Raw genomic sequence first — 23,262 nt, forward strand, 5'->3', positions numbered from 1 at the left:
GTATCACTCGAGCAGTACCGCAACTTCTGGCGGTATCTGTTGCGGATTGACGATTTTAATCTGCTTATGTCGCCCCAACTCGCCCTTTTCGATAATCACCTGACTTTTCGCTACCCGGAACTGTTTAGCGATAAATTTGATTAAGTGGGCATTGGCTTGCCCATCAACGGGCGGGGCAGTAATGGCGACTTTCAATTCATCGCCATGTAAACCGACTATCTGATCACGGCTGGCTTTCGGCTGAATATATAGCCTGAGCACCAGCCCGTCCAGCAAGGATGTTGCTGCACTCACAGCATAACCCAAAGCTCGCCCAACATATCCATACCTAAGAAATTGATCAGATACAGAATAAGGATAACCACCATCGCTGAGAAATCGATACCGCCCATGGCGGGTAAGATGCGACGAATTGGTGCCATTAAAGGCTCTGTTAGCTGATAAAGCAGATAATCCATCGGGCTGCGGCCCTGACTGACCCAGCTCATTAGCGCGCGAATAATCATGATCCAGAAAATCAGATAACCCGCGGCTTTAAACAGGGCAATAACCCCAAACAGTAAATTATAAGGGCTGAGGGATATCGAGCCGCTGCCAATCAGCAATAGCAGTGGGAACTTAATGGTCATCAACAAGTACGCTAACAGCAATGACGCGCTATCGATTGGCCCTAGCGACGGGATAATCCGGCGCAGCGGCCCCACTATTGGCTGGGTTATTTTCACCACAAATTGTGAAAACGGATTGTAGAAATCGCTGTGAACCCACTGCATCCAGATGCGCAACAGCAGTACCATCACATACAGGTCAATGACCGTTTTGGCCAGAAAAGTCAGCGTTAGCATGAGTTGCTTTCGTCCTTAATATTAGATATTCGCGTACATTACCGGCCCCTATCTTAACGAGAAAGTGTCAGAGCCAGTGTCGGTTTTTGTAAATATTGTCGTCGTTAGAACAGCTTTTCCATCTCTTTCGCTCGCGAAATAGCTGCTTGCATAGCAGCGGCGACGGTTTCAGCCAAGTGTTGCTCACTAAATACCCGAATGGCTTCTGCTGTGGTCCCACCTTTAGACGTCACTTGCTGACGCAGTGTTGAGATAGGTAGTTGCGGGTTGGCTTCCACCAGCGCAGTGGCGCCAGAAGCGGCTTGTTGTACCAGCAGACGGGCGGTTTCACTGTCAAAACCTAACCGCTCAGCTTCTTGCTGCATCGCTTCCATAAATAGGAAAAAATAGGCGGGTGCACTACCCGCAGCGGCAATCACGCTATTGATGCCATTTTCATCATCTACCCAACAAACTCTACCCACTGAACTCATTAGTGCGGTAGTGAAATCTCGATCACCCTGCGAAACCTGTTCTGGAGCATATAAGCCGCTCATCCCTTTCCCAATCAGTGATGGGGTATTGGGCATAATACGCACCAGATTGAGTCTATCGCCCAATAATGCATAAAAGCGCGAAACCAGAACACCAGCAGCAATGGAAAGTACCAGTTTATCGGTGAAGTCGACATTTTCCTGCAACGGCTGACATACATCGGCCATTAACTGCGGCTTAACCGCCAAGATAACCACGTCGGCCCTCTGTGCCTCGGCGATATTATCATCGCTACTGATAACACCAAACTCAGCGGCCAGAGCGTCACGATTCTTACCTGAAGGCGCACAGACGCTGATTTTTTTTGCGGGATAACCACCGGCAACCAAACCTGCGATAATCGCGCGAGCCATATTGCCCGCGCCAATGAATGTAATGTGGCGATGTTGCATTGAATTCTCCTATACCCTTCGTACTTGGAGCCGCAGCGGTGTTAACTGCGCTCACTCACCCGAATCACTTACTGATGTAAGCTCATCGGGACTCATTCGCTTGTTGCCTTGCTGCAACTCCAATAACTTTGGGTAACCTGTTTCGTACTTGGAGCCGCAGCGGTGTTAACTGCGCTCACTCACCCGAATCACTTACTGATGTAAGCTCATCGGGACTCATTCGCTTGTTGCCTTGCTGCAACTCCAATAACTTTGGGTAACCTGTTTCGTACTTGGAGCCGCAGCGGTGTTAACTGCGCTCACTCACCCGAATCACTTACTGATGTAAGCTCATCGGGACTCATTCGCTTGTTGCCTTGCTGCAACTCCAATAACTTTGGGTAACCTGTTTCGTACTTGGAGCCGCAGCGGTAGCTGTGCTCACTGGTACTCTGGGTGTTTACGCGCGGGCACCAAAAATGGCGGTGCCAATACGCACTAATGTACTGCCGGCAGCAATAGCTGCGGGCATATCATCTGTCATACCCATAGAAAGCGTATCCATCTGAGGATACTGGGCTTTTAAAGTCAAGAAAGCCTGATTCATTTGCTCAAATACCGCCAGTTGTCGCTGATAATCAGCTTCAGGGGCCGGAATGGCCATCAGCCCGCGTAAATGCAAATTAGGTAGTTCGCTAATATTGGCTGCCAACGCCGGCAATTCCGCTAAAGTAATTCCTGATTTGCTCTGCTCATCACTGATATTGACCTGAATCAGGACGTTTAGTGCGGGCAGCTCTGCTGGGCGCTGGGCACTCAAGCGCTGTGCTATTTTTAGCCGATCAACTGTATGGCACCAGGCGAAATTTTCTGCCACTAAGCGGCTTTTATTGGATTGCAGCGGGCCAATAAAGTGCCATTCAAGAGGATGGTTATAGGGCTTATTCGCGAAATAGTGGATTTTATCCACCCCTTCCTGCACATAGTTTTCACCAAAGGCATATTGCCCAGCGGCAATAGCTTCTTCGATAGCGGTCACAGGTTTGGTTTTACTCACTGCAAGCAAGGTAACTTCTTCTGGAGAGCGTGCGCAACTACGTGAAACAGTTGCGATCCGCGCTCTGACATCCTGTAGATTCTGCTCAATTGTGCTCATATGGACCCAGGAGTTTGATATGGATTTCACCAGTCTGGATGATAAAAACTCAGAGCCGGATAACCCGGCATCTAACGGTATAGCCGCCAGATGCATTGATTTAGAAAATCCCGAACCTACCAATGATGGTTTCGACGAACAGGATTTCGCTAATAAGGTGGTGGCTAGTGTAAATCATAATGCGTCAGATCTGCACCTTTGTACTGGTTATCACCCGGTATTACGCATTGATGGTGAATTGAAAACCTTTACTCACTGGCCACGAGTTAATGCTGGTTGGCTCAATGGGTTAAGTCAGCACTTATTGAGTGAGACGCAGCAAAGGCGCTTGCAACACACAGGGCAGGTGGATTGCGCCTACACCACAGTGGCGGGCCAAAGGTTACGCGCTAATATTTTTCAGCAACGGCAGGGGCAATCAATTGCTTTTCGTATTATCTCTACGCTCTGTCCGTCACTGGCTGAATTAGACGCCCCAGACATCATTAGCCAACTTATTGAGCAAGAGAATGGATTGATTCTGGTGACTGGTGCCACAGGTAGCGGTAAATCCACTACATTGAGTGCAATGATCAGTGCCATTAATCAGCAGCAGGCTCGCCATATCATCACACTTGAAGATCCGATCGAGTTTATTCATACCAGCCAATCATGCTTGATCCAGCAGCGGGAGTTGGGCAGTCATACCCACTCTTTTGGCAGCGCCTTGAGTGCAGCCCTACGACAAGATCCCGATATCATCCTGCTGGGGGAGTTACGGGATCAGGAGACGATCAGGTTAGCGCTGACGGCCGCTGAGACCGGGCATCTGGTATTGGCGACACTGCATACTCGCACCGCCACTCAGGCAATAGATCGGCTGGTGGATGTTTTCCCGGCGGCAGAGAAAACCGTTATCCAGGCGCAGCTAGCGGCTAGCTTGCGGGCTGTTATCGCGCAAAAGCTGTGTCAAAAAAGTGGGGGTGGGCGTATTGCAGTGTTTGAAATACTGACGCAGACCACCGCGGGCAGTCATTTGATACGCGAAGGTAAAACCTACCAGCTACCGACAGTAATACAGTCCGGCGGACAATGGGGAATGCAGACCTTTGAGCAGAGTATCGCGCAGCGACAGCAAGAGGGAACTTTGGCGAATGAGAACTGAATACCTGGCCACTGATGGGCAGAGTAAAGAGAGCCGCTAACACAGTAGCGGCTCCGAGTACGAAGGGGAACCTAGGCTGCGGGGATCTGCTGGGTAATACAGTGAATATTGCCCCCCCCTAGCAGGATCTCGCGGGCAGGAACACCGACAATCGCGTAGTCAGGGAACATCTGCTGCAATAGATCCTGTGCCAACCCGTCAGTGCGGCTATCTAGCAGAGGATAAATAATCTGCTGGTTACTGATCAGGAAGTTGACGTAAGAGCCAGCAAGTCGCTCGCCAGCGGTGCGTGGCACGGCATCGCTGGACAGCACATCGAAAGTCTCTTCTTCGGTGTTATACAGCGGGCCAGGAGCGGGTAACTTCCAGATTTTCAGCTTACGACCTTTGGCATCGACGGCATTAGATAGCACATCAAAAGCAGCAACAGAACGTGCGTACTGCGGATCCTGTTGATCGTCGGTCCAATGCAGGGCGACTTCACCGGGGCGGACAAAGCAGCACATATTGTCGATGTGACCATCAGTCTCATCGTTATAAACGCCGTCCTGCAACCAGATGAAATGTGTGACGCCAAGATATTCACGCAACAACTGCTCAATCTGCGCCTGATTCAGATGTGGATTGCGGTTTGGGTTTAGCAAGCATTCAGCAGTGGTCAGCAAAGTACCTTCGCCATCGGTATGAATGGAGCCACCTTCTAGCACCAACGGAGCGCGGTAATGAGCATTCTTCAGGAAGTCACTCACCTGAGCGGCAACTTTTTCATCTTGCTGCCAGTCGCTATACAAGCCGCCGTTAAGGCCGCCCCAAGCGTTGAACTGCCAGTCAACAGCCCGGCGCTCACCAGCACCGTTGATAACCATGGTCGGGCCGGTATCACGAATCCAGGCATCATCGCTGGCCATTTCTACCAAGGTGACACTGGCCGGCATGGTGGCTTTAGCCTGCGCCATAAACTCAGCAGGTACGCCCATAAATACCGGCGTAGTGCGGCTGATGGCTTCGGCCACTTTGGCAAATGTCTGCTGAGCAGGGATACCTTTACCGCGCCAGTTATCCTGGCGATAGGGCCACAGCATCCAGACGGCATCTTGCTTCGCCCATTCGGCAGGCATAAAGAAGCCATCCTGTTGTGGCGTACCGGATAGTGCTTGTGAGGCAGGGTTTGGTAAAACCGCGCTTTGTACAATCGTGTCTTGTGCAGACATAAATTATCTCCGGGTCTTGCCGTCAGAAGTAGCTAATGCCTGATACATTTCCGGGCGGCGATCGCGGAACAAGCCCCATGACGCGCGCTGTGCTGCTATCTCCTGCAAATCAAACTCATGCAGCAAAATGGCCTCATCAGTTTTGTTCGCCTGAGCCAGCAGGGCACCGGTTTGGTCTGCAATAAAGGAAGAGCCGTAGAAGGTCATTTCCAGGCCATCAATAAACTTACTCTTCTCAGTGCCGATGCGGTTAGAAGCAATCACTGGCACCAGATTCGCGGCAGCATGACCTTGCTGGACACGGGTCCAGTGTGGCTGACTATCGATTTCAGGGTAAGCCGGTTCAGAACCGATGGCCGTTGGGTAGAAGATAATTTCTGCGCCAAGCAGTGCCAGACTACGGGCGGTTTCTGGGAACCACTGATCCCAGCAAATGCCCACACCGACTTTGGCATAGCGGGTCTGCCAGACTTTAAAACCGGTGTCGCCTGGGATAAAGAACTGTTTTTCCTGATAGGCCGGGCCATTTGGAATGTGAGTTTTACGGTACACATCCAAAACAGCGCCATCAGCATCAATCATGACCAGCGAGTTGTAATAGGCATTATTGGCTTTCTCAAAGAAACTCAGTGGCAATACCACTTGCAGTTCGGCTGCCAGCTTAGAAAAGTGTTTGATCAATGGACTATTATCCAGCTCTTGGGCCAGTGCATAGTGTTCTGGGCTTTGATCAATACAGAAATAAGGCGCGGCAAACAGTTCCTGAATCAGGATTATCTGTGCGCCCTTGGCGTGTGCCTGACGTACCAGTTTCTCGGCATTTTCAATGTTCTTAGGCAGGTCCCAAGAACAGGCCATTTGAGTCGCAGCAACAGTTACTTTTGTCATGAGAAAACCTCAATAAATGTAAAAAACACCCGCGTGGGGTGTGCAATATTTTGAGCCGCTGATTGGCATAAAGAGAGTATACAATTCCGTGGGCGCAGGTGCCATGATATGCGTGGATCACCCAATCAGAACATGGAAACAGCCGGTAAGAACAGCCTTTGGCAAATAAAAATAGCTTATTTAGCCAGGCTGTTCATCAAACCAACTTTCTAGAATAATGACCGCAGAAGCGGCGTCGACACTGCCTTTGTCCAGTGCGCGATAGCCGCCACTGTCAAACAAATTGGCGCGCGCCTCGACAGTGCTGAGGCGTTCATCCTGTAAGGCTATTTGTACACCAAAGCGGCCATGTAGGCGGTTGGCGAACCGACGCGCACGAGCGGTCAGTGGCTGTTCGGTGCCATCCATATTTAGCGGTAACCCGACCACCACCAAATCAGGTTGCCACTCTTTCAGCAGCTTTTCGACCTTCTGCCAGTCCGGTGTGCCGTCCTGAGCTTTAAATGAGGTCAGTGCTCTGGCGGTACCGGTGACTTCCTGACCAATAGCTACGCCGATACTTTTGGTGCCAAAATCAAAGGCGACAATAGTGCGATTAGCCATTAAGCATGTCCTGCTTGCGGGGCAATATTAAAAATATTGATACCCAACTTGTTGGCAGCCGCTTGCCAGCGCTCAGCAATCGGGGTGTGGAACAGGATCTCGGTATCCGCCTCAATAGTCAGCCACGTGTTATCCAGCAACTCCTGCTCTAGCTGCCCCTGTTGCCAGCCCGCATAACCGAGTGCCACCAGTAGATTTTTAGGCTGCTCTGGTGTGCCAAAGGTCTCCAACACATCTTTGGAGGTGGTTATCATGGTATCGGGTGAAATTGGGATACTGGAACCGAAACCTTCCTGTGGCGAATGCAGAATAAATCCGCGATCTTCTGCCAGCGGCCCACCAGCTAATACCGGTTTATCCAGACGTATAGCAGGATCGCGTGGTGAAGGGCTGATTTTCAGTTTTTTAAGCACAGTTTCTACCGTGAACTGTTCCATCGGCCGATTAATCACCAAACCCATGGCTCCCTCTTCGTTATGCTCACAAATATAGATAACCGAGCGCATAAATTGAGGGTCCTGAAGTGACGGCATAGCGATAAGAAAATGATGCTGTAAATTCATTATGTTATATAGAGGATTCGCTGAGTTAAGGGGTGAATTGGTGTCAGTATGCGGATAAATGATGATAAAGTCACGACCCCCTTCGCCCTTGAAGCCGCAGGGGTGTTGGCTGCGCTCACTTACCCGAATCACTTACTGGAGTAAGCTCATCGGGATTCGCTCCCTTGCCGCCTACCTGCAACGCCAATGGCTTTGGGGGGTATCCTTCGCCCTTGAAGCCGCAGGGGTGTTGGCTGCGACTCCAGGTTTATGGGCGGGGTATCCGGCTTACTTATTCGCCAACCGAACTTCAATTGCATCCATCAACATACCGGTAATCGATACATCCGGGAAGGCGGCTTCAATTTCACATATGCAGGTTGGGCTGGTGACGTTAATCTCAGTCAGGCGATCGCCGATAATATCCAAGCCGACAAAAATTAAGCCTTTTTGCTTCAATACTGGGGCGACTGCACGGGCAATCTTCCAATCACTCTCACTGAGTGGACGAGCTTCGCCACGACCACCTGCGGCCAGATTACCACGGGTTTCACCCTGCGCTGGAATACGTGCCAGGCAATAAGGCACCGGTTCGCCGTCAACTACCAAGACACGTTTGTCACCCTCTTTAATGGCTGGCAGGAAGTTCTGCGCCATGCAGAATCGGCTACCCAACTCGGTCAGTGTCTCAATGATAACTGACAGGTTAGGATCATCTTGCTTCACGCGAAAAATTGAGGTGCCACCCATGCCATCCAGTGGTTTCAAGATGATATCACCGTGTTCCTGATGGAATTTACGGATATGATCTTTACTGCGGCTAACCAGTGTGTCCGGCGTCAAGTCAGCGAACCAGGCGGTAAACAACTTCTCGTTGCAGTCGCGCAGGCTCTGCGGCTTATTCACCACCAAGGTACCTTTATCTTCCGCACGTTCCAGAATATAGGTGGCATAGATGAATTCGGTATCAAAGGGGGGATCTTTGCGCATCAGGATGACATCAAGATCATGCAATGGCAGGTCTTGCTCTGCACCAAAACTGAACCAGTGGTCTTTATCCTGCTTCACACTCAGCAGGCGGGTGCGGGCGCGGCCATCGCCGCCACGCATATAGAGGTCACCCATCTCCATGTAATGCAGTTCCCAACCACGGCGCTGTGCTTCCAATAGCATGGCGAAGCTGGAGTCTTTCTTGATATTAATGGACGTGATGGGGTCCATTACGATGCCGAGCTTGATCATTATTCTCTCCTAATGGGAACGAATTTTATCCCAGATCGCCAAATCGCACCTGCAAAGCGGTGATTGCGGTAAGGGCAGTAGTTTCGGTACGCAGAACTCGCGGCCCCAGCAGAATATCAGTAAATCCAAGGCGCGAGGTCATGGTAATTTCATCGGCGGAAAGGCCGCCTTCTGGACCAATCAACAATCGCACTTTATTGAGCGACGGGGGGAGGGTATTAATGCTGTTGCTGGCACGGGGATGCAGATTCAGCTTCAGGCTGTCATCTTGCTCTGCGCACCAATCGGCTAACTGCATTGCAGCACGGATTTCAGGAATAGTATTGCGCCCGCACTGCTCGCAGGCGGCGATAGCAATTTTCTGCCACTGCTGGATTTTTTTCGCCAGACGCTCACCATCCAACTTTACGCCGCAGCGCTCAGAAAACAGCGGAGTAATGACATTGACCCCCAGTTCAATGGATTTCTGAACAGTAAACTCCATTTTTTCGCCACGGGAAATCACCTGACCTAGATGCAGGTTCAGTGGTGATTCGCGGTCTTCCAACTGCCCTTCGGCAAGGCGAACTACCAGACTTTTTTTATCTGCCCGGATGATTTTTGCGTCGAAAACCTGATTGCTGCCATCAAATAGTTGTAGGCTTTGCCCCTCCGCCATCCGGAGCACGCGGCCTACGTGATTGGCGGCTTCATCACTCAGCGCCAGTTCGCTATTCGCCTGCAAGGGTTGCGGATGATAAATGCGGGGTATACGCATGGGTTGCCCTAACTCCTGAAACGAAAACATACCGCGCGGCTGATTGAGCTGCGCGAAATAAATTAGTGCCTAAGGATACCAGAGGCAGGGAAACATCAGCCAATCGAAAATATCGCCCATACCGCAATCCTATTTATGAGGCGCATACGGGATTCGAATTGATTGACCAATATACTAGATTAGCCCTTTCGCTGCTGGCAAGCCCGTTGTACATAAGGGTTATGATTCCCTTGGACTTTCGCTACTCGCTCGTCGCGCAAGCACTCCCAATCTGTCACCGGATATTGGCGATCCCAAACAGCAAACAGTTTGCTTTGCTGGCTGGAAAGTCGCAGTTGATACTGCTCGCTCATATAGAAGTAGGTCCGCGCGATCGCCCCGCGAGCACGAGCAGGTGGCTCCGCGACCTTACTCTTAAAATCAACTTTCATCTCACACTGACCGTATTGACCGTTGCCGCCATTCCATTGGGAATACATGAAGTTATTGCGATCACCATTCACTTCGCCAATGGCTGGTTGCAGATTATGTAAATCTGTCTCTATCTGGCGGTAGACCGGATCTTTAGCGCAGTTTTTACGGCCGCCTTGCTGCCAGCACTGACGCTGATGACCAAATTGCCAGGCCGGAACCACATGTTCCCACTCAATTCGCGCGGCTCGTTGGGCATTTTTTCTGGCTTGATAACCGCAGCTCTTCAGGTCAGGGAGTCCTTTTTTACCTTGCCAGTCAATCTTGCAGCCACAGTAAAAACTGCCGGGCGCATCTTGGTTAATTTTCGCGGCGACCGCTTTGGCCTGAGTGAAGTTATTGATGCTTTGACTGTAGACCGTCAGGGGTAGCAAAGGGGGGGATAAAACCAGCAGGAACAGAAAGTTGCGTAACATATCTCAAAACAGCCCGGTGATGAAAAGCAGGCAGGTTATCGATATTATTTATGGATGGCAAGTTAACGCGCTGTTTTATAACAAGTAACGTAAAGTTCTAACAGTTTTTTACCGTGATAAATTGTAGTTTTTCACCGCACTGACGACAGCGGTACTCACTCTCTCCGCGCTGTACTTTATTGTGGCGGCGAATGGTTAAGGCGTGCTGCTGGCATTTACATTGATAATTGAAGCTCTTGCTGCGCACCGAGGCCACTTCAAACTGATGAGTACGGCTGGCCGAAACTTGCAGCACTTGCTCCATCATCCAGCGCCACTCCTTACCATGGGGGGCCACTCGGCCAAACTGGCGATAAACCAGCAGGTGGGCCAGTTCATGGGGCACCACTTCATCTATAAATGGCTGTTGATTTTCCAGCAATAAAACGGGATTTAGGCGAATTTCGAAGGTTTGCAGATAGGCACTGCCCGCGCTAGTACCACGTTGATAATAATTGATTTTTGGCTCCGGATAAGCGGTGCCAAGGTGCTGATTCGCCAGCTGCAATTTGTCGCGTAGACAGCGCATAACGGCTTGCTGTAACGCGATGGGGATTCTTAGTGCACTCATATGGCGGAAGAATAAAACGGCAGATAACCAGATGCAAGCCAGTAGATGGGGCTAATTTCCCCTTCAGTTCGCTCGAAGGGGATTATCGGCGATAACTCGGCGGCAAAAGAAACCCCGCAGCGCGGGGTTTCAGACTACTGACAAAGTTGATAAGCGGGGAAATGTGCCGAATGGGTCGTAACGGCGTGAGCCGTCGGAGCGCCCATCGGTGCAGTCGCCCCGCCAGTTTCGGAGTGACAAAATAGGTTTGTCATCAACCTCAAACCCCGCAGCGCGGGGTTTTTACCGTGCGATTCTGGTGGGCTAAAACTTATTTCAGGCCCGCAGCATCACGCAATATTGCGGCTTTGTCGGTTTTTTCCCAAGGGAACTCTTCGCGACCAAAGTGACCATAGGCGGCGGTAGCTTGATAGATTGGGTGTAACAGATCCAGCATTTGGATCAGGCCATAAGGGCGCAGCTCGAAGAACTCACGTACCAGTGTAATGAGTCTCTCTTCAGAGACTTTCCCTGTGCCGAATGTTTCTACCATGATGGAGGTAGGCTCTGCCACACCAATGGCGTAGGAGACCTGAATTTCACAACGGTCAGCCAGACCAGCCGCAACGATATTCTTCGCCACATAGCGGGCGGCATAAGCTGCTGAGCGGTCAACTTTAGAGGGATCTTTACCTGAGAATGCACCGCCACCATGACGCGCCATGCCGCCGTAGGTATCAACGATGATTTTACGCCCGGTCAAACCACAGTCACCCATTGGGCCACCGATAACAAAACGACCCGTCGGGTTGATATGATATTTGGTGCTTGCAGTGAGCCACTCGGCAGGCAGAACCGGTTTGATGATCTCTTCCATCACCGCTTCTTGTAAGTCTGTCAGACGGATATCTTCTGAATGCTGAGTTGATAGTACTACCGCATCAATACCAACAATTTTGCCATCGTCATACTGGAAGGTCACCTGGCTTTTTGCATCTGGGCGCAGCCATGGCAAGGTGCCATTTTTACGCACCGCTGCCTGGCGCTCAACCAAACGGTGAGCATAGGTAATGGGGGCTGGCATCAAGACACTAGTTTCGTTAGTGGCATAGCCAAACATCAGGCCCTGGTCACCCGCGCCTTGTTCCAGTGGATCTGCACGGTCAACACCTTGATTAATATCAGGAGATTGCTTACCGATTGCGCTTAAAACGGCACAGGAGTTAGCGTCAAAACCCATCTCAGAATTGACATAACCGATTTCGCGTACTGTACGACGGGTGATCTCTTCGATATCTACCCATGCGTTAGTGGTGACTTCACCGCCAACCAATACCATACCCGTTTTGACATAGGTCTCGCAGGCAACACGTGCTTTGGGGTCTTGCTCAAGAATTGCGTCGAGGACGGCGTCTGAAATCTGATCAGCAATTTTGTCCGGGTGCCCTTCAGAGACCGATTCCGACGTAAATAAGTGTTTAGCCATTATCTTCTTTACCTTGAATACAAGTGAAATGTCACTGCATAGCGTGTGAGCCCAACAGCATAAAGCCGCGTTTGCGCTGACTTTTTGCGATTTTGCTCCGAATCACGCCCCTTTAGGCAAAGCCTTTAGCAGTCTATCAATTGAGAAACCGTTAGCGTTGATAACGTAACGGGAATTATAGCAATTTAAGTCTATGGATGTATTAACATCTAGACGTCTATTTTAGGCCAGATTTTATCCTTAATGCCAGCGCTTTTTACATCAAGATATTTCTTATTTCGGTTGCCCTTCAGTTTATTTACCGCTTGATACAGTTACAGATCATTTTCATTTTGCATTTTACTTGCGTTATCGGTATAAACTGCGCGCGCAGCTTATTTGATACGCAATGATGAAGATGGCAGAAGATGACATTAGCTCATTGCTCGATTTTTAGTGTTTTACCCTCGCTGAGGGCGCTCAATATTGATGAGCGCTTAATGGTAGGTGGGCACTTCAATGGCAGCGTCATCAAACTGTTACCTAAATTGTCTATTAATAAAGTCTTGTCCGTTCATGGTGAACGGCCTGCGTGGAGGTGGTTGGATTAATGATCCGTTGTCTACTGGTTGCTGCACATCAACAGCTGCGTCGTTCTGACGTTCAATCCCCCCTTGCAACCTTCCTTTCTTGTACACCATCAACCCGATGTTACACCCACATGGGTGCGACTCAGGATTCGCGGGCAGGTTAACCACCGCCTGAAACACTGAATCCGGCTAGCCTGACTACTTTGCGGCTAATCCGATTCACAAAATCTCAATACGTATTTACAGTCAAACGTATTTTACATTTAAACCTGTTTTACCCTTTGGGTAATGAATAGCTGAGTGATAAACCGCTCGTGGATGGCGCTTTCCAGCGTATTATTCTGCCAATTTGGCATTCACGCGGGTTGTCCTTGCCGGTTGTAGCTGCGATAGTGGCTGACTTTATCGTCAGTATCGCAATAGAGGCGAATTATGTCTGATGATAACTTGATTGGCCGTCCGTCAGCTGCGGGCGCACATGTTTCTTTACGCTCCATGCAGGAGGTTGCCATGAATGATCGTAATGCCAGCAAGATGCTGAGCACCTATAACGTCGCCTATTGGGGTGGCAACTATTATGACGTCAATGAGTTGGGTCATATCAGTGTTTGCCCTGATCCCGATGTTCGTGAAGCTCGTGTCGACTTGGCACAACTGGTCAAAGGAATGCAGCTTGAGCAGGGGCAGCGCCTGCCGGCGTTATTCTGTTTCCCACAAATTTTGCAACACCGCCTGCGCTCAATTAACGGGGCGTTTAAACGTGCGCGAGAATCCTTTGGTTATGAAGGCGATTACTTCCTGGTTTACCCCATTAAGGTCAACCAGCATCGTCGGGTCATTGAATCCTTAGTGAGTTCTGGCGAGCCGCTAGGGTTGGAGGCCGGTTCTAAAGCGGAAATGATGGCGGTTCTGGCCCATGCCGGTATGACCCGCTCGGTCATTGTCTGTAATGGCTATAAAGACCGTGAATATATCCGTCTGGCGTTGATTGGTGAAAAACTGGGCCATAAGGTTTATCTGGTTATCGAAAAGATGTCAGAAATCAAGATGGTACTGGAAGAGGCCGAGCGCCTGAATGTGGTGCCGCGCTTGGGTGTCCGTGCGCGTTTGGCATCACAAGGCTCCGGTAAATGGCAGGCCAGTGGTGGTGAAAAATCTAAATTCGGCTTATCTGCCACTCAGGTGTTGCAACTGGTTGATATGTTACGTGAAGCCAACAGTCTGGAGAGCCTGCAATTATTGCATTTTCATTTGGGTTCTCAGCTGTCCAATATTCGTGATATCTCCACTGGCGTGCGTGAATCCGCGCGATTCTATGTGGAGCTGCATAAACTGGGTGTCAATATCCAGTGCTTCGATGTCGGTGGTGGTCTGGGTGTGGATTACGAAGGGACGCGCTCTCAATCTGATTGCTCGGTTAACTATGGCTTGAATGAATATGCCAATAACGTTATCTGGGGTATCGGTGATGCTTGTAATGAGCATGGTCTGCCGCATCCTACTGTCATCACGGAGTCTGGTCGTGCCGTCACTGCGCATCACACGGTGCTGGTCTCCAATGTTATCGGCGTAGAGCGTAATGAGTTCAACGAGCCACTGCCACCAGCAGCTGATGCGCCTCGCGCGTTAGAAAGCTTGTGGGACACCTGGCTGGAGATGCAAGAGCCAGAGAACCGCCGCTCGCTACGTGAGTGGCTACATGATAGCCAGATGGATTTGCACGATGTCCATACCCAGTATGCTCATGGCATGCTGGAACTGGCACAACGCGCTTGGGCTGAAGAGCTGTATCTGAGCATTTGTAATGAGATCCAAAAGCAGTTGGATCCAAGCAACCGCGCGCATCGGCCCATTATTGATGAGCTGCAAGAGCGTATGGCTGACAAGCTGTATGTCAACTTCTCCCTGTTCCAATCAATGCCAGATGCATGGGGCATTGATCAACTGTTCCCGGTGTTGCCATTGGAAGGTTTAGATAAGCCACCGGAGCGTCGCGCAGTGTTGCTGGATATTACTTGCGACTCTGATGGCACCATCGACCACTACATTGATGGTGATGGCGTGGCAACCACCATGCCAATGCCGCCATATGATGCGGAAAATCCACCGCTGCTGGGCTTCTTTATGGTCGGCGCTTATCAGGAAATTCTGGGCAATATGCATAATCTGTTCGGTGATACAGCGGCCGTTGATGTGTATGTTTTCCCTGATGGCACAGTTGAAGTTGAGCAAACCGATGAAGGTGATACTGTGGCCGATATGCTGGAGTATGTTCAATTGAACCCAGAGAAGTTGCTGGCTCATTTCCGCGATCAAGTGAAAGAGACGGATCTGGACACTGAGTTGCAAGCTCAGTTTATGCAAGAGTTTGAAGCCGGTCTGTACGGCTATACTTACCTCGAAGACGAGTAAACCACTCACTGTTCTATCACGATTTAAGGGCGAACTTCGGTTTGCCCTTTTTTGTTGTTATACCCGCTGGTAATTAGTTAAATCTCAACCACACTGATATTAATGGTTTCTATCATGATTCAGTGGACAACGGGGGGCTTCAATGGGGTGGTTCAGTGTCTGTAAGGTTAATTATGTCAAACAGGACTCCCCTTTTTCCGCTCAGGCAGATGATAAAAGGATTGGTGTTTACCTGGTTGATGGCGAATATTTTGCGATGGAAGATATCTGCCCTCATGCGAATGCGCTATTAAGTCAGGGGTTTGTTGATGGCGCGACCATCGAGTGCCCCTTGCATGGCGCGCTGTTTGATATCCGAACCGGGCAATGCTTACGTGAGCCAGGTGATCGGGACTTAACTATCTATCCCGTGCGAATCAATGGCGATCAGATTGAGGTCTCTCTGGGAGAGGGGAGCTAGCTTCAGCCGCTATCAATTGGGGCAGTATCCACAATGACGCCCGTATCATCACGGGCGTTTTGTATTGATAAGTTGGCCTGATTTACTTCTCGGTCGCAATACGCTGGCGGATATGATCGGCGCGCGCTTGCGAGGATGGATGGTCATCAAACATGCTGCTGGTGCGGCCCGCTTCCATGGTCGCCAGTTTTTCGAAGCTGGTGACCAAACCATTAGGATCGATACCCCGCTTTTTCAGCAAATCGAATGAGTAATCATCAGCTTCACTCTCTTGCTTTTGTGAGAACTGGGCGCTAACCAGCTTCTCGCCAATATCAACTAACTGAGATTGGGAGAGTTGGCCGGCAATGCCACCGGCGGATGCTGCCGCAGTGCGCAGGGCGGTGGTGCCGTAGGCCACTTGCATGGCTTTGCGGGTGTGGCCCAATGCCACATGGCCCATTTCATGGCCGAGAACACCCTCCACTTCATTGTCGGTCATCATGTCCATTAAGCCGCTGTAGACGCGAATACAGCCGTTAGCCATCGCCCAGGCATTGACATCTTTCGTCACGTAAACCTTATAGTTGGCTGGCGTACCATTGATATTATCACCCAATGCAGCCGAGATTTTCGCCAGACGTTTACCGTAAGTGCTATCCGCTGGCGCTATTTGGGCCTTTTGATCCATCTCTGCGCAAGATTTTTCACTAAGAGTTTTCACATCAGCATCGCTTAGGGTTGCGGCCTGAAATGCCTGCGCGCCAGACTGCATTAAGCCATCAGTGTTCATATTTTGGCAGCCGCTAAGCAGGGCTGTCAGGCTCAGTGCAATCATAGAGGTACGAATTTTCATAACACTTTTTCCTGTGGTTACGCCATTTTTATCATTGGATAGGGCAATTCTATTGGTTTCGACAACGCATTATTAGCTGTTATCTATTCATAGCGCTTTGCCTATAGTAGCTGTCACATTCTTGTCAACTATCGCATTAATAGCTGTTGAATCGACGGCGGTTGTTCTACTCTGTCGGCAATAGGTCTTACCCGAAGTTGTAGTTGCAAAGTAAGGTTGGTACTGGTCTGTTTGCAAAAACGGGCGCTTCCAGCTCCTCGAGTGTTTACCCGCTCATTGTGTGGCTAAAAACGCAGCGAGGTTACCGTGCCTTGGGCGTTACAGCTATAGCTTAATTCTGAAAATCAGCAGATTCCATTCGTCATTAATATGGAAGTTATAGCCAATAGATTTAAAGATGCAGGAAGGCGGCAAACGAGAAAATCCCGATGAGCTTACATCAGTAAGTGATTCGGGTAACCGAGAGCGGCTAACACATCTGCAACTTGAAAGATGAAGGGTATTGCTCATTTGTTTTTAGTGATTGCCGTTTCAATGCTTGATCTGAGAAAATGGTAAACTTGAACGCTTTTTTTAATCCGACCTGGAGTAAAACATGTCCTCTCGTAAAGAGCTTGCCAACGCGATCCGCGCACTAAGCATGGACGCAGTGCAAAAAGCGAATTCCGGCCACCCCGGCGCCCCTATGGGCATGGCAGATATTGCCGAAGTTCTATGGCGTGATTACCTGAACCATAATCCAACGAATCCACACTGGGCAGATCGCGACCGTTTCGTCTTGTCGAATGGTCACGGCTCCATGTTGATCTATAGCCTGCTGCACCTCACGGGCTACCCCCTGCCGATGGAAGAGCTGAAAAACTTCCGCCAATTGCACTCTAAAACGCCAGGTCACCCAGAATATGGCTATACCGCTGGCGTAGAAACCACCACTGGCCCGCTGGGTCAGGGCATTGCCAATGCCGTTGGTTTTGCGATTGCAGAACGCACGCTGGGCGCGCAGTTTAACCGCCCTGGCCATGATATTGTCGATCACCACACCTATGCCTTTATGGGCGATGGTTGCATGATGGAAGGCATCTCTCACGAAGTTTGCTCTCTGGCTGGCACCATGAAGCTGGGCAAACTGACCGCATTCTACGATGACAACGGCATCTCTATCGATGGTCACGTTGAAGGTTGGTTCACCGATGATACTGCTGCCCGTTTCGAAGCTTACGGCTGGCATGTGGTGCGTGCTGTGGATGGTCATAATGCTGACTCCATCAAAGCCGCCATCGAAGAAGCCCACAAAGTGACCGACAAACCTTCGCTGCTGATGTGCAAAACTATTATCGGTTTTGGCTCACCGAAGAAAGCCGGTACTCATGACTCACATGGCGCACCATTAGGTGCCGATGAAGTTGCGGCTACCCGTGTCGCACTGGGCTGGAAATACCCGCCATTCGAAATCCCGCAGGATATCTATGCGGCGTGGGATGCGAAAGAAGCGGGCCAGGCGAAAGAAGCGGCCTGGAACGAGAAGTTTGCCGCTTATGCTAAAGCGTATCCAGAACTGGCTGCTGAATTCAAACGCCGCGTAAGCGGTGAGCTGCCAGCTAACTGGGCGACTGAATCGAAGAAATTTATCGAACAGCTGCAAGCTAACCCGGCTAATATTGCTAGCCGCAAAGCCTCACAAAATGCGCTGGAAGCTTTCGGTAAAGTGTTACCTGAATTCCTCGGCGGTTCCGCTGACCTGGCACCAAGCAACCTAACTATCTGGTCTGGCTCTAAATCTCTGAGTGACGATCTGGCTGGTAACTACATTCACTACGGTGTCCGTGAATTTGGTATGTCTGCCATCATGAATGGTATTGCTCTGCACGGCGGGTTCATCCCTTACGGCGCAACCTTCCTGATGTTTGTAGAATATGCCCGTAACGCAGTGCGCATGGCGGCACTGATGAAGATTCGCAGCGTATTCGTTTACACCCATGACTCCATCGGTCTGGGGGAGGATGGCCCAACCCATCAACCCGTTGAGCAGATGGCGAGCTTGCGTGTCACACCGAACATGAGCACCTGGCGTCCGTGTGACCAGGTTGAATCTGCGGTGGCATGGCAGTATGCATTGGAACGTAAAGATGGCCCAAGCGCACTGATCTTCTCCCGTCAGAATCTGGCACAACAGCCACGTACTGCCGAGCAGTTAGCCAACATCGCTAAAGGCGCTTATGTGCTGAAAGATTGTGCCGGCCTTCCTGAACTGATCTTTATCGCGACCGGTTCTGAGGTTGAACTGGCGGTGGCTGCTGCGGATCAACTGACCGCCGCTGGCCGCAAAGTGCGCGTTGTTTCGATGCCATCAACTGATGCATTCGACAAACAAGACGCGGCTTACCGTGAATCAGTATTGCCATCTGCTGTCAGTGCTCGCGTTGCAGTAGAAGCAGGTATTGCTGATTACTGGTACAAATATGTTGGCCTGAATGGCGCAGTTGTGGGTATGCACTCCTTCGGTGAATCTGCTCCAGCTGACTTGCTGTTCAAAGAGTTTGGCTTCACCGTAGAAAACGTGGTGGCGAAAGCTCAGGCGCTGTTGAAGTAATTTATCGCTAGAGATGAGCGACCTGTAAAGGGTAATGATAATCTCGGTAATGCACCTGTTAAAAGACCGCTTCGGCGGTCTTTTTTTTCGCCAATTGATGGATGAATTGTGCCCTTTATCAGGCAGATATTCCTTTTATGATTGGTTTGGTTTATTCTGGCTGAAGCGTTTCAGTCATGATTGGTTTTCCATTTCAGCCAAATTCGCTGAGGAAAAAGTCGGATGTATTCTGGCTGAATTGTGATAAGACGATTACCATCTTAGGGGGCAGTGCAGTAGGCTATAGGGTTGCATGATAATAACCAGAATCAGGGAGTAACATGACAATCCGCATAGCGATAAATGGCTTTGGCCGCATTGGCCGTAGCGTTTTACGCGCATTGTATGAATCGGGTCGCCGGGCAGAAATTTCAGTCGTTGCGATTAATGAGTTGGCGAATGCGGAAGGGATGGCCCATCTGTTGAAGTATGACTCCAGCCATGGCCGGTTTGCCTGGGATGTTCGTCAGGAGTGCGACAGTTTATACGTCGGGGACGATATTATCCGGCTGATACATCAGCCAGAGATCGGGCAGTTACCCTGGGGTGAGTTAGGAATTGATGTGGTTCTGGATTGTAGCGGCGTGTATGGCAGCCGCGCAGATGGCGAGGCGCACTTAACCTCCGGTGCCAAAAAGGTACTGTTTGCCCATCCCGGTGGTCATGATTTGGATGCGACTGTGGTCTATGGTGTTAACCATCAGGATTTACTGGCTGAACACCGAATTGTCTCCAACGCCTCCTGTACCACGAACTGTATTATTCCTATTATTCAGTTGCTGGATGATGCTTATGGTATTGAGTCCGGCACTGTGACCACCATTCATTCATCAATGAATGACCAGCCCGTTATTGATGCTTATCATCAAGATTTACGTCGTACCCGGGCAGCAAGTCAGTCGATTATCCCCGTGGATACTAAACTGGCCGCAGGGATTACCCGTATTTTTCCGAAGTTTTGCGACAGGTTTGAAGCTATCTCGGTACGGGTGCCGACCATCAATGTGACGGCTATCGATTTAAGCGTTAGCGTGACAAGCCCGGTTGGCGTGGCTGAGGTTAACCAGCTTTTGCAAAAGGCAGCAAGAGGCTCATTTCGTGGTATAGTTGACTATACGGAATTACCTTTGGTGTCGACCGATTTTAACCATGATCCGCACAGTGCAATTGTCGATTGCACCCAGACGCGGGTCAGTGGGCAGCACCTGATTAAGACGTTGGTATGGTGCGATAACGAATGGGGTTTCGCCAATAGAATGTTGGATACGACATTGGCGATGGCCCGCAGTGGTTTCTAGTATGGTATGCCAACGTATTGTTTTTCCGTGATTTATTGCGGTTATATCAGCGTTGATGTGCAGCTTATGCAACTTTAAAGAGAATCAACAAGAGGATTCACCATGTCTGTAATTAAGATGACCGATCTGGATCTGGCAGGCCTTCGCGTGCTGATCCGTGCGGACCTCAATGTTCCGGTAAAAGATGGCAAAGTGACTTCTGATGCGCGTATCCGTGCATCTCTGCCGACCATTGAAGCGGCACTGAAGCAAGGCGCTAAAGTAATGGTTACCTCTCACCTGGGTCGCCCGACCGAAGGCGAGTACAACGAAGAGTTCTCCTTACTGCCAGTCGTTAACTACCTGAAAGACAAATTGTCTGCTCCGGTACGTCTGGCGAAAGACTATCTGGACGGCGTTGAAATTGCAGCTGGCGAGTTGGTTGTTCTGGAAAACGTTCGCTTTAACAAAGGCGAGAAGAAAGACGACGAAACGCTATCCAAGAAATATGCCGCACTTTGTGATGTGTATGTGATGGATGCATTTGGTACTGCTCACCGTGCTCAGGCGTCGACTCACGGCGTGGGTAAATTTGCCCCTATCGCGTGCGCCGGCCCGCTGTTGTCAGCAGAGCTGGAAGCACTGGGTAAAGCATTGGGTAACCCAGCGCGCCCAATGGTTGCTATCGTGGGTGGTTCTAAAGTTTCAACTAAACTGACGGTGCTGGGTGCGCTATCTAAAATCGCTGACCAGCTGATTGTTGGTGGTGGTATTGCAAACACCTTTGTTGCCGCTCAAGGCCACAATGTGGGCAAATCGCTGTACGAAGCAGACCTGATCCCAGAAGCAAAACGCCTGCTGGAAACTTGCGATATCCCAGTTCCAACTGATGTTCGTGTTGCGACCGAGTTCTCTGAAACTGCCGCTGCAACACTGAAACCTGCTGATCAAATTAAAGATGATGAGCAAATTTTGGACTTGGGCGACGTCTCTGCGGAGCGTCTGGCTGAGATCCTGAAAAATGCCAAAACCATTCTGTGGAATGGCCCTGTTGGCGTGTTTGAGTTCCCTAACTTCCGTAAAGGGACCGAGATCGTCGCTCGTGCTATCGCAGACAGCGAAGCATTCTCTATCGCAGGCGGCGGTGACACACTGGCAGCAATCGATCTGTTCGGTATTGCTGACCAAATCTCCTACATCTCTACTGGCGGCGGTGCATTCCTTGAGTTCGTTGAAGGGAAAAAACTGCCAGCGGTTGTGATGCTGGAAGAGCGCGCTAAGCAGTAATTTAGATAACGGGGGGCGAAAGCCGCCCGTTTCGCTGTTAGCTCATGCAGCTAGGCAAGCGAAACCGATTTACATTTAGGGCCTATCCCATCGGATAGCTGCTATCTTCAGTCGACGAAACAGGACAACGTACATGTCTAAAATTTTTGATTTCGTAAAACCAGGTGTCATCACAGGTGATGACGTTCAGAAAGTGTTCGCAGTAGCAAAAGAGAACAACTTTGCTTTGCCAGCAGTTAACTGTGTCGGCACCGACTCTATCAACGCAGTGCTGGAAACAGCAGCCAAAGTGCGTGCGCCGGTTATCGTTCAGTTCTCTAACGGCGGCGCTGCATTTATCGCAGGTAAAGGCGTGAAAGCAGAAGGCCAAGGCGCTGCTATTCTGGGTGCTATCTCTGGCGCCCACCACGTGCATCAAATGGCTGAACACTATGGTGTTCCGGTTATTCTGCACACTGACCATTGCGCCAAGAAGTTGCTGCCATGGTTAGACGGCTTGTTGGACGCGGGCGAAAAACATTTCGCAGCGACCGGCAAACCACTGTTCTCTTCTCACATGATTGACCTGTCAGAAGAGTCTCTGGAAGAGAACATCGAAATTTGCAGCAAATACCTGACTCGCATGGCGAAACTGGGTATGACACTGGAGATCGAACTGGGTTGTACTGGTGGTGAAGAAGATGGCGTGGACAACAGCCACATGGACGCATCTTCGCTGTACACTCAACCACAAGATGTTGATTACGCTTACGAAAAACTGAACGCCATCAGCCCACGTTTCACCATCGCTGCCTCTTTCGGTAACGTACACGGTGTTTACAAACCAGGTAACGTGAAACTGACCCCGACTATTCTGCGTGATTCTCAGGATTATGTTTCTAAGAAACACAACCTGCCGCACAACAGTCTGAACTTCGTGTTCCATGGCGGTTCAGGTTCAACTGCTGCTGAAATCAAAGAAGCGGTAAGCTACGGCGTAGTTAAAATGAATATCGACACCGACACCCAATGGGCGACGTGGGAAGGTATTCTGAACTACTACAAAAAGAACGAAGGCTATCTGCAAGGCCAACTGGGTAACCCAGAAGGCGCGGACAAACCTAACAAGAAATTCTACGATCCACGTGCGTGGCTGCGTGCAGCCCAGGTGACTATGATCGCTCGTTTGGAAAAAGCATTTGAAGAACTGAACGCGAAAGACGTTCTGTAATTCGATACTGCTTCACACGATATGAAAGGCCCTGCGGGGCCTTTTTTCGTGTGTGCCGGGCATGCTCAGCAGCTCGGGGGTGAAAGTCCCCTGTCCAGCCTGATGGTGGCGAAGGACTAGTGAAGCGCAAGGGCGTCGTCGTGAGGCGGGGTCTGAAGGAAGCGTGGAGCAAAACCATGACCTGACGGACAGAAACCCGATATAAGGCCTACCCGACTGGCGGAGCAAGCATGTGATTGCGAAGGCCATAACCATCAAGAGCCGGGGTGGTAGATTGGGCAGGTGTGTGGTGAAAGCGGCTGAGCTTACCCCGGGAGGCCTGTCCGGC

21 protein-coding genes are annotated in these 23,262 nt (G+C 50.3%); 7 read left to right on the forward strand and 14 right to left on the reverse strand.

Features of this window, described 5'->3' with window-relative positions; genetic code table 11:
- Positions 1-3: 3 nt before the first annotated feature.
- From yggU to FFE93_RS04180, 4 genes are all read right to left on the reverse strand, one after another.
- Positions 4-294 (reverse strand): DUF167 family protein YggU, encoded by a 291-nt coding sequence (gene yggU / locus FFE93_RS04165; protein WP_032815286.1) that lies wholly within the window; start codon positions 292-294, stop codon positions 4-6.
- Positions 291-845: a YggT family protein gene (locus FFE93_RS04170; RefSeq protein WP_005279463.1), complete on the reverse strand. Its 555-nt coding sequence runs from the start codon at positions 843-845 to the stop codon at positions 291-293. Before FFE93_RS04170 ends, yggU begins: the two co-directional genes overlap by 4 nt.
- Before the next feature lie 104 nt (positions 846-949).
- Positions 950-1,771: a pyrroline-5-carboxylate reductase gene (gene proC, locus FFE93_RS04175; RefSeq protein ID WP_049602996.1), complete on the reverse strand. Its 822-nt coding sequence runs from the start codon at positions 1,769-1,771 to the stop codon at positions 950-952.
- 439 nt (positions 1,772-2,210) lie between these two features.
- The gene (locus tag FFE93_RS04180; protein WP_032899140.1) at positions 2,211-2,906 is read right to left on the reverse strand and encodes a YggS family pyridoxal phosphate-dependent enzyme; all 696 of its coding nucleotides are present in this window, start codon (positions 2,904-2,906) and stop codon (positions 2,211-2,213) included.
- 19 nt (positions 2,907-2,925) lie between these two features.
- On the opposite strand from FFE93_RS04180, the gene FFE93_RS04185 reads away from it, so the two are divergent.
- Complete coding sequence (locus FFE93_RS04185) at positions 2,926-4,050, forward strand: type IV pilus twitching motility protein PilT (protein WP_005279783.1); 1,125 nt, start codon at positions 2,926-2,928, stop codon at positions 4,048-4,050.
- A 71-nt stretch (positions 4,051-4,121) separates the two neighbouring features.
- Here the strand turns inward: FFE93_RS04185 and aguA are convergent, their stop codons facing one another.
- The 9 genes from aguA to metK form a co-directional block, all read right to left on the reverse strand.
- Positions 4,122-5,261 carry an agmatine deiminase gene (gene aguA / locus FFE93_RS04190; protein ID WP_138774837.1) on the reverse strand — a complete coding sequence of 380 codons (1,140 nt, stop codon included), beginning with the start codon at positions 5,259-5,261 and terminating at the stop codon, positions 4,122-4,124.
- Positions 5,262-5,264: 3 nt separating this feature from the next.
- Positions 5,265-6,149 (reverse strand): N-carbamoylputrescine amidase, encoded by an 885-nt coding sequence (aguB, locus tag FFE93_RS04195; protein ID WP_032899142.1) that lies wholly within the window; start codon positions 6,147-6,149, stop codon positions 5,265-5,267.
- Positions 6,150-6,329: 180 nt separating this feature from the next.
- Positions 6,330-6,752: a Holliday junction resolvase RuvX gene (gene ruvX / locus FFE93_RS04200; protein ID WP_032899144.1), complete on the reverse strand. Its 423-nt coding sequence runs from the start codon at positions 6,750-6,752 to the stop codon at positions 6,330-6,332.
- A complete protein-coding gene (locus FFE93_RS04205; protein ID WP_005279788.1) occupies positions 6,752-7,315 on the reverse strand; it encodes a YqgE/AlgH family protein in 564 nt (187 codons plus the stop codon). The genes ruvX and FFE93_RS04205 overlap by 1 nt, the downstream gene beginning before the upstream one ends.
- 267 nt (positions 7,316-7,582) lie before the next feature.
- Positions 7,583-8,536, reverse strand: coding sequence for a glutathione synthase (gshB, locus tag FFE93_RS04210; RefSeq protein WP_138774838.1), 954 nt, complete (start codon positions 8,534-8,536; stop codon positions 7,583-7,585).
- A gap of 25 nt (positions 8,537-8,561) precedes the next feature.
- Complete coding sequence (gene rsmE / locus FFE93_RS04215; RefSeq protein ID WP_032898617.1) at positions 8,562-9,293, reverse strand: 16S rRNA (uracil(1498)-N(3))-methyltransferase; 732 nt, start codon at positions 9,291-9,293, stop codon at positions 8,562-8,564.
- Positions 9,294-9,472: 179 nt separating this feature from the next.
- Positions 9,473-10,180 (reverse strand): deoxyribonuclease I, encoded by a 708-nt coding sequence (endA, locus tag FFE93_RS04220; RefSeq protein ID WP_138774839.1) that lies wholly within the window; start codon positions 10,178-10,180, stop codon positions 9,473-9,475.
- 97 nt (positions 10,181-10,277) lie between these two features.
- Positions 10,278-10,790, reverse strand: coding sequence for a SprT family zinc-dependent metalloprotease (locus FFE93_RS04225; RefSeq protein ID WP_138774840.1), 513 nt, complete (start codon positions 10,788-10,790; stop codon positions 10,278-10,280).
- Between the two features lie 310 nt (positions 10,791-11,100).
- Positions 11,101-12,255 (reverse strand): methionine adenosyltransferase, encoded by a 1,155-nt coding sequence (gene metK / locus FFE93_RS04235; RefSeq protein WP_005277800.1) that lies wholly within the window; start codon positions 12,253-12,255, stop codon positions 11,101-11,103.
- Between the two features lie 1,001 nt (positions 12,256-13,256).
- On the opposite strand from metK, the gene speA reads away from it, so the two are divergent.
- Complete coding sequence (gene speA / locus FFE93_RS04240; protein WP_005277802.1) at positions 13,257-15,236, forward strand: biosynthetic arginine decarboxylase; 1,980 nt, start codon at positions 13,257-13,259, stop codon at positions 15,234-15,236.
- Between the two features lie 142 nt (positions 15,237-15,378).
- Positions 15,379-15,696 carry a non-heme iron oxygenase ferredoxin subunit gene (locus FFE93_RS04245; RefSeq protein WP_005277804.1) on the forward strand — a complete coding sequence of 106 codons (318 nt, stop codon included), beginning with the start codon at positions 15,379-15,381 and terminating at the stop codon, positions 15,694-15,696.
- A gap of 82 nt (positions 15,697-15,778) precedes the next feature.
- Here FFE93_RS04245 and FFE93_RS04250 read toward each other — a convergent pair whose 3' ends face one another.
- Positions 15,779-16,531, reverse strand: a complete 753-nt coding sequence (locus tag FFE93_RS04250; RefSeq protein WP_138774841.1) for a M48 family metallopeptidase — start codon at positions 16,529-16,531, stop codon at positions 15,779-15,781.
- A gap of 595 nt (positions 16,532-17,126) precedes the next feature.
- Between FFE93_RS04250 and tkt the strand changes: the two genes are divergently transcribed.
- The 4 genes from tkt to fbaA all read left to right on the forward strand — a co-directional run bounded on the left by tkt (position 17,127) and on the right by fbaA (position 22,934).
- The gene (gene tkt, locus FFE93_RS04255) at positions 17,127-19,121 is read left to right on the forward strand and encodes a transketolase (RefSeq protein ID WP_005277810.1); all 1,995 of its coding nucleotides are present in this window, start codon (positions 17,127-17,129) and stop codon (positions 19,119-19,121) included.
- A gap of 320 nt (positions 19,122-19,441) precedes the next feature.
- Complete coding sequence (gene epd / locus FFE93_RS04265) at positions 19,442-20,458, forward strand: erythrose-4-phosphate dehydrogenase (RefSeq protein WP_005277815.1); 1,017 nt, start codon at positions 19,442-19,444, stop codon at positions 20,456-20,458.
- 102 nt (positions 20,459-20,560) lie between these two features.
- Positions 20,561-21,724: a phosphoglycerate kinase gene (pgk, locus tag FFE93_RS04270; protein WP_032898619.1), complete on the forward strand. Its 1,164-nt coding sequence runs from the start codon at positions 20,561-20,563 to the stop codon at positions 21,722-21,724.
- Between the two features lie 133 nt (positions 21,725-21,857).
- Positions 21,858-22,934 (forward strand): class II fructose-bisphosphate aldolase, encoded by a 1,077-nt coding sequence (gene fbaA / locus FFE93_RS04275; protein ID WP_004876708.1) that lies wholly within the window; start codon positions 21,858-21,860, stop codon positions 22,932-22,934.
- The last annotated feature ends 328 nt before the right edge of the window (positions 22,935-23,262 follow it).

The sequence above is a fragment of the Yersinia sp. KBS0713 genome (genome assembly GCF_005937895.2).
GTDB lineage: Bacteria > Pseudomonadota > Gammaproteobacteria > Enterobacterales > Enterobacteriaceae > Yersinia > Yersinia bercovieri.

Coding starts and splice junctions, on each gene's coding strand:
- metK (WP_005277800.1), bottom strand. CDS start 12,255: ATGGCTAAACACTTATTTACGTCGGAATCGGTCTCTGAAGGGCACCCG.
- endA (WP_138774839.1), bottom strand. CDS start 10,180: ATGTTACGCAACTTTCTGTTCCTGCTGGTTTTATCCCCCCCTTTGCTA.
- fbaA (WP_004876708.1), top strand. CDS start 21,858: ATGTCTAAAATTTTTGATTTCGTAAAACCAGGTGTCATCACAGGTGAT.
- FFE93_RS04225 (WP_138774840.1), bottom strand. CDS start 10,790: ATGAGTGCACTAAGAATCCCCATCGCGTTACAGCAAGCCGTTATGCGC.
- FFE93_RS04180 (WP_032899140.1), bottom strand. CDS start 2,906: ATGAGCACAATTGAGCAGAATCTACAGGATGTCAGAGCGCGGATCGCA.
- ruvX (WP_032899144.1), bottom strand. CDS start 6,752: ATGGCTAATCGCACTATTGTCGCCTTTGATTTTGGCACCAAAAGTATC.
- FFE93_RS04245 (WP_005277804.1), top strand. CDS start 15,379: ATGGGGTGGTTCAGTGTCTGTAAGGTTAATTATGTCAAACAGGACTCC.
- proC (WP_049602996.1), bottom strand. CDS start 1,771: ATGCAACATCGCCACATTACATTCATTGGCGCGGGCAATATGGCTCGC.
- FFE93_RS04250 (WP_138774841.1), bottom strand. CDS start 16,531: ATGAAAATTCGTACCTCTATGATTGCACTGAGCCTGACAGCCCTGCTT.
- epd (WP_005277815.1), top strand. CDS start 19,442: ATGACAATCCGCATAGCGATAAATGGCTTTGGCCGCATTGGCCGTAGC.
- rsmE (WP_032898617.1), bottom strand. CDS start 9,293: ATGCGTATACCCCGCATTTATCATCCGCAACCCTTGCAGGCGAATAGC.
- aguA (WP_138774837.1), bottom strand. CDS start 5,261: ATGTCTGCACAAGACACGATTGTACAAAGCGCGGTTTTACCAAACCCT.
- tkt (WP_005277810.1), top strand. CDS start 17,127: ATGTCCTCTCGTAAAGAGCTTGCCAACGCGATCCGCGCACTAAGCATG.
- FFE93_RS04170 (WP_005279463.1), bottom strand. CDS start 845: ATGCTAACGCTGACTTTTCTGGCCAAAACGGTCATTGACCTGTATGTG.
- speA (WP_005277802.1), top strand. CDS start 13,257: ATGTCTGATGATAACTTGATTGGCCGTCCGTCAGCTGCGGGCGCACAT.
- gshB (WP_138774838.1), bottom strand. CDS start 8,536: ATGATCAAGCTCGGCATCGTAATGGACCCCATCACGTCCATTAATATC.
- aguB (WP_032899142.1), bottom strand. CDS start 6,149: ATGACAAAAGTAACTGTTGCTGCGACTCAAATGGCCTGTTCTTGGGAC.
- pgk (WP_032898619.1), top strand. CDS start 20,561: ATGTCTGTAATTAAGATGACCGATCTGGATCTGGCAGGCCTTCGCGTG.
- FFE93_RS04185 (WP_005279783.1), top strand. CDS start 2,926: ATGGATTTCACCAGTCTGGATGATAAAAACTCAGAGCCGGATAACCCG.
- FFE93_RS04205 (WP_005279788.1), bottom strand. CDS start 7,315: ATGAATTTACAGCATCATTTTCTTATCGCTATGCCGTCACTTCAGGAC.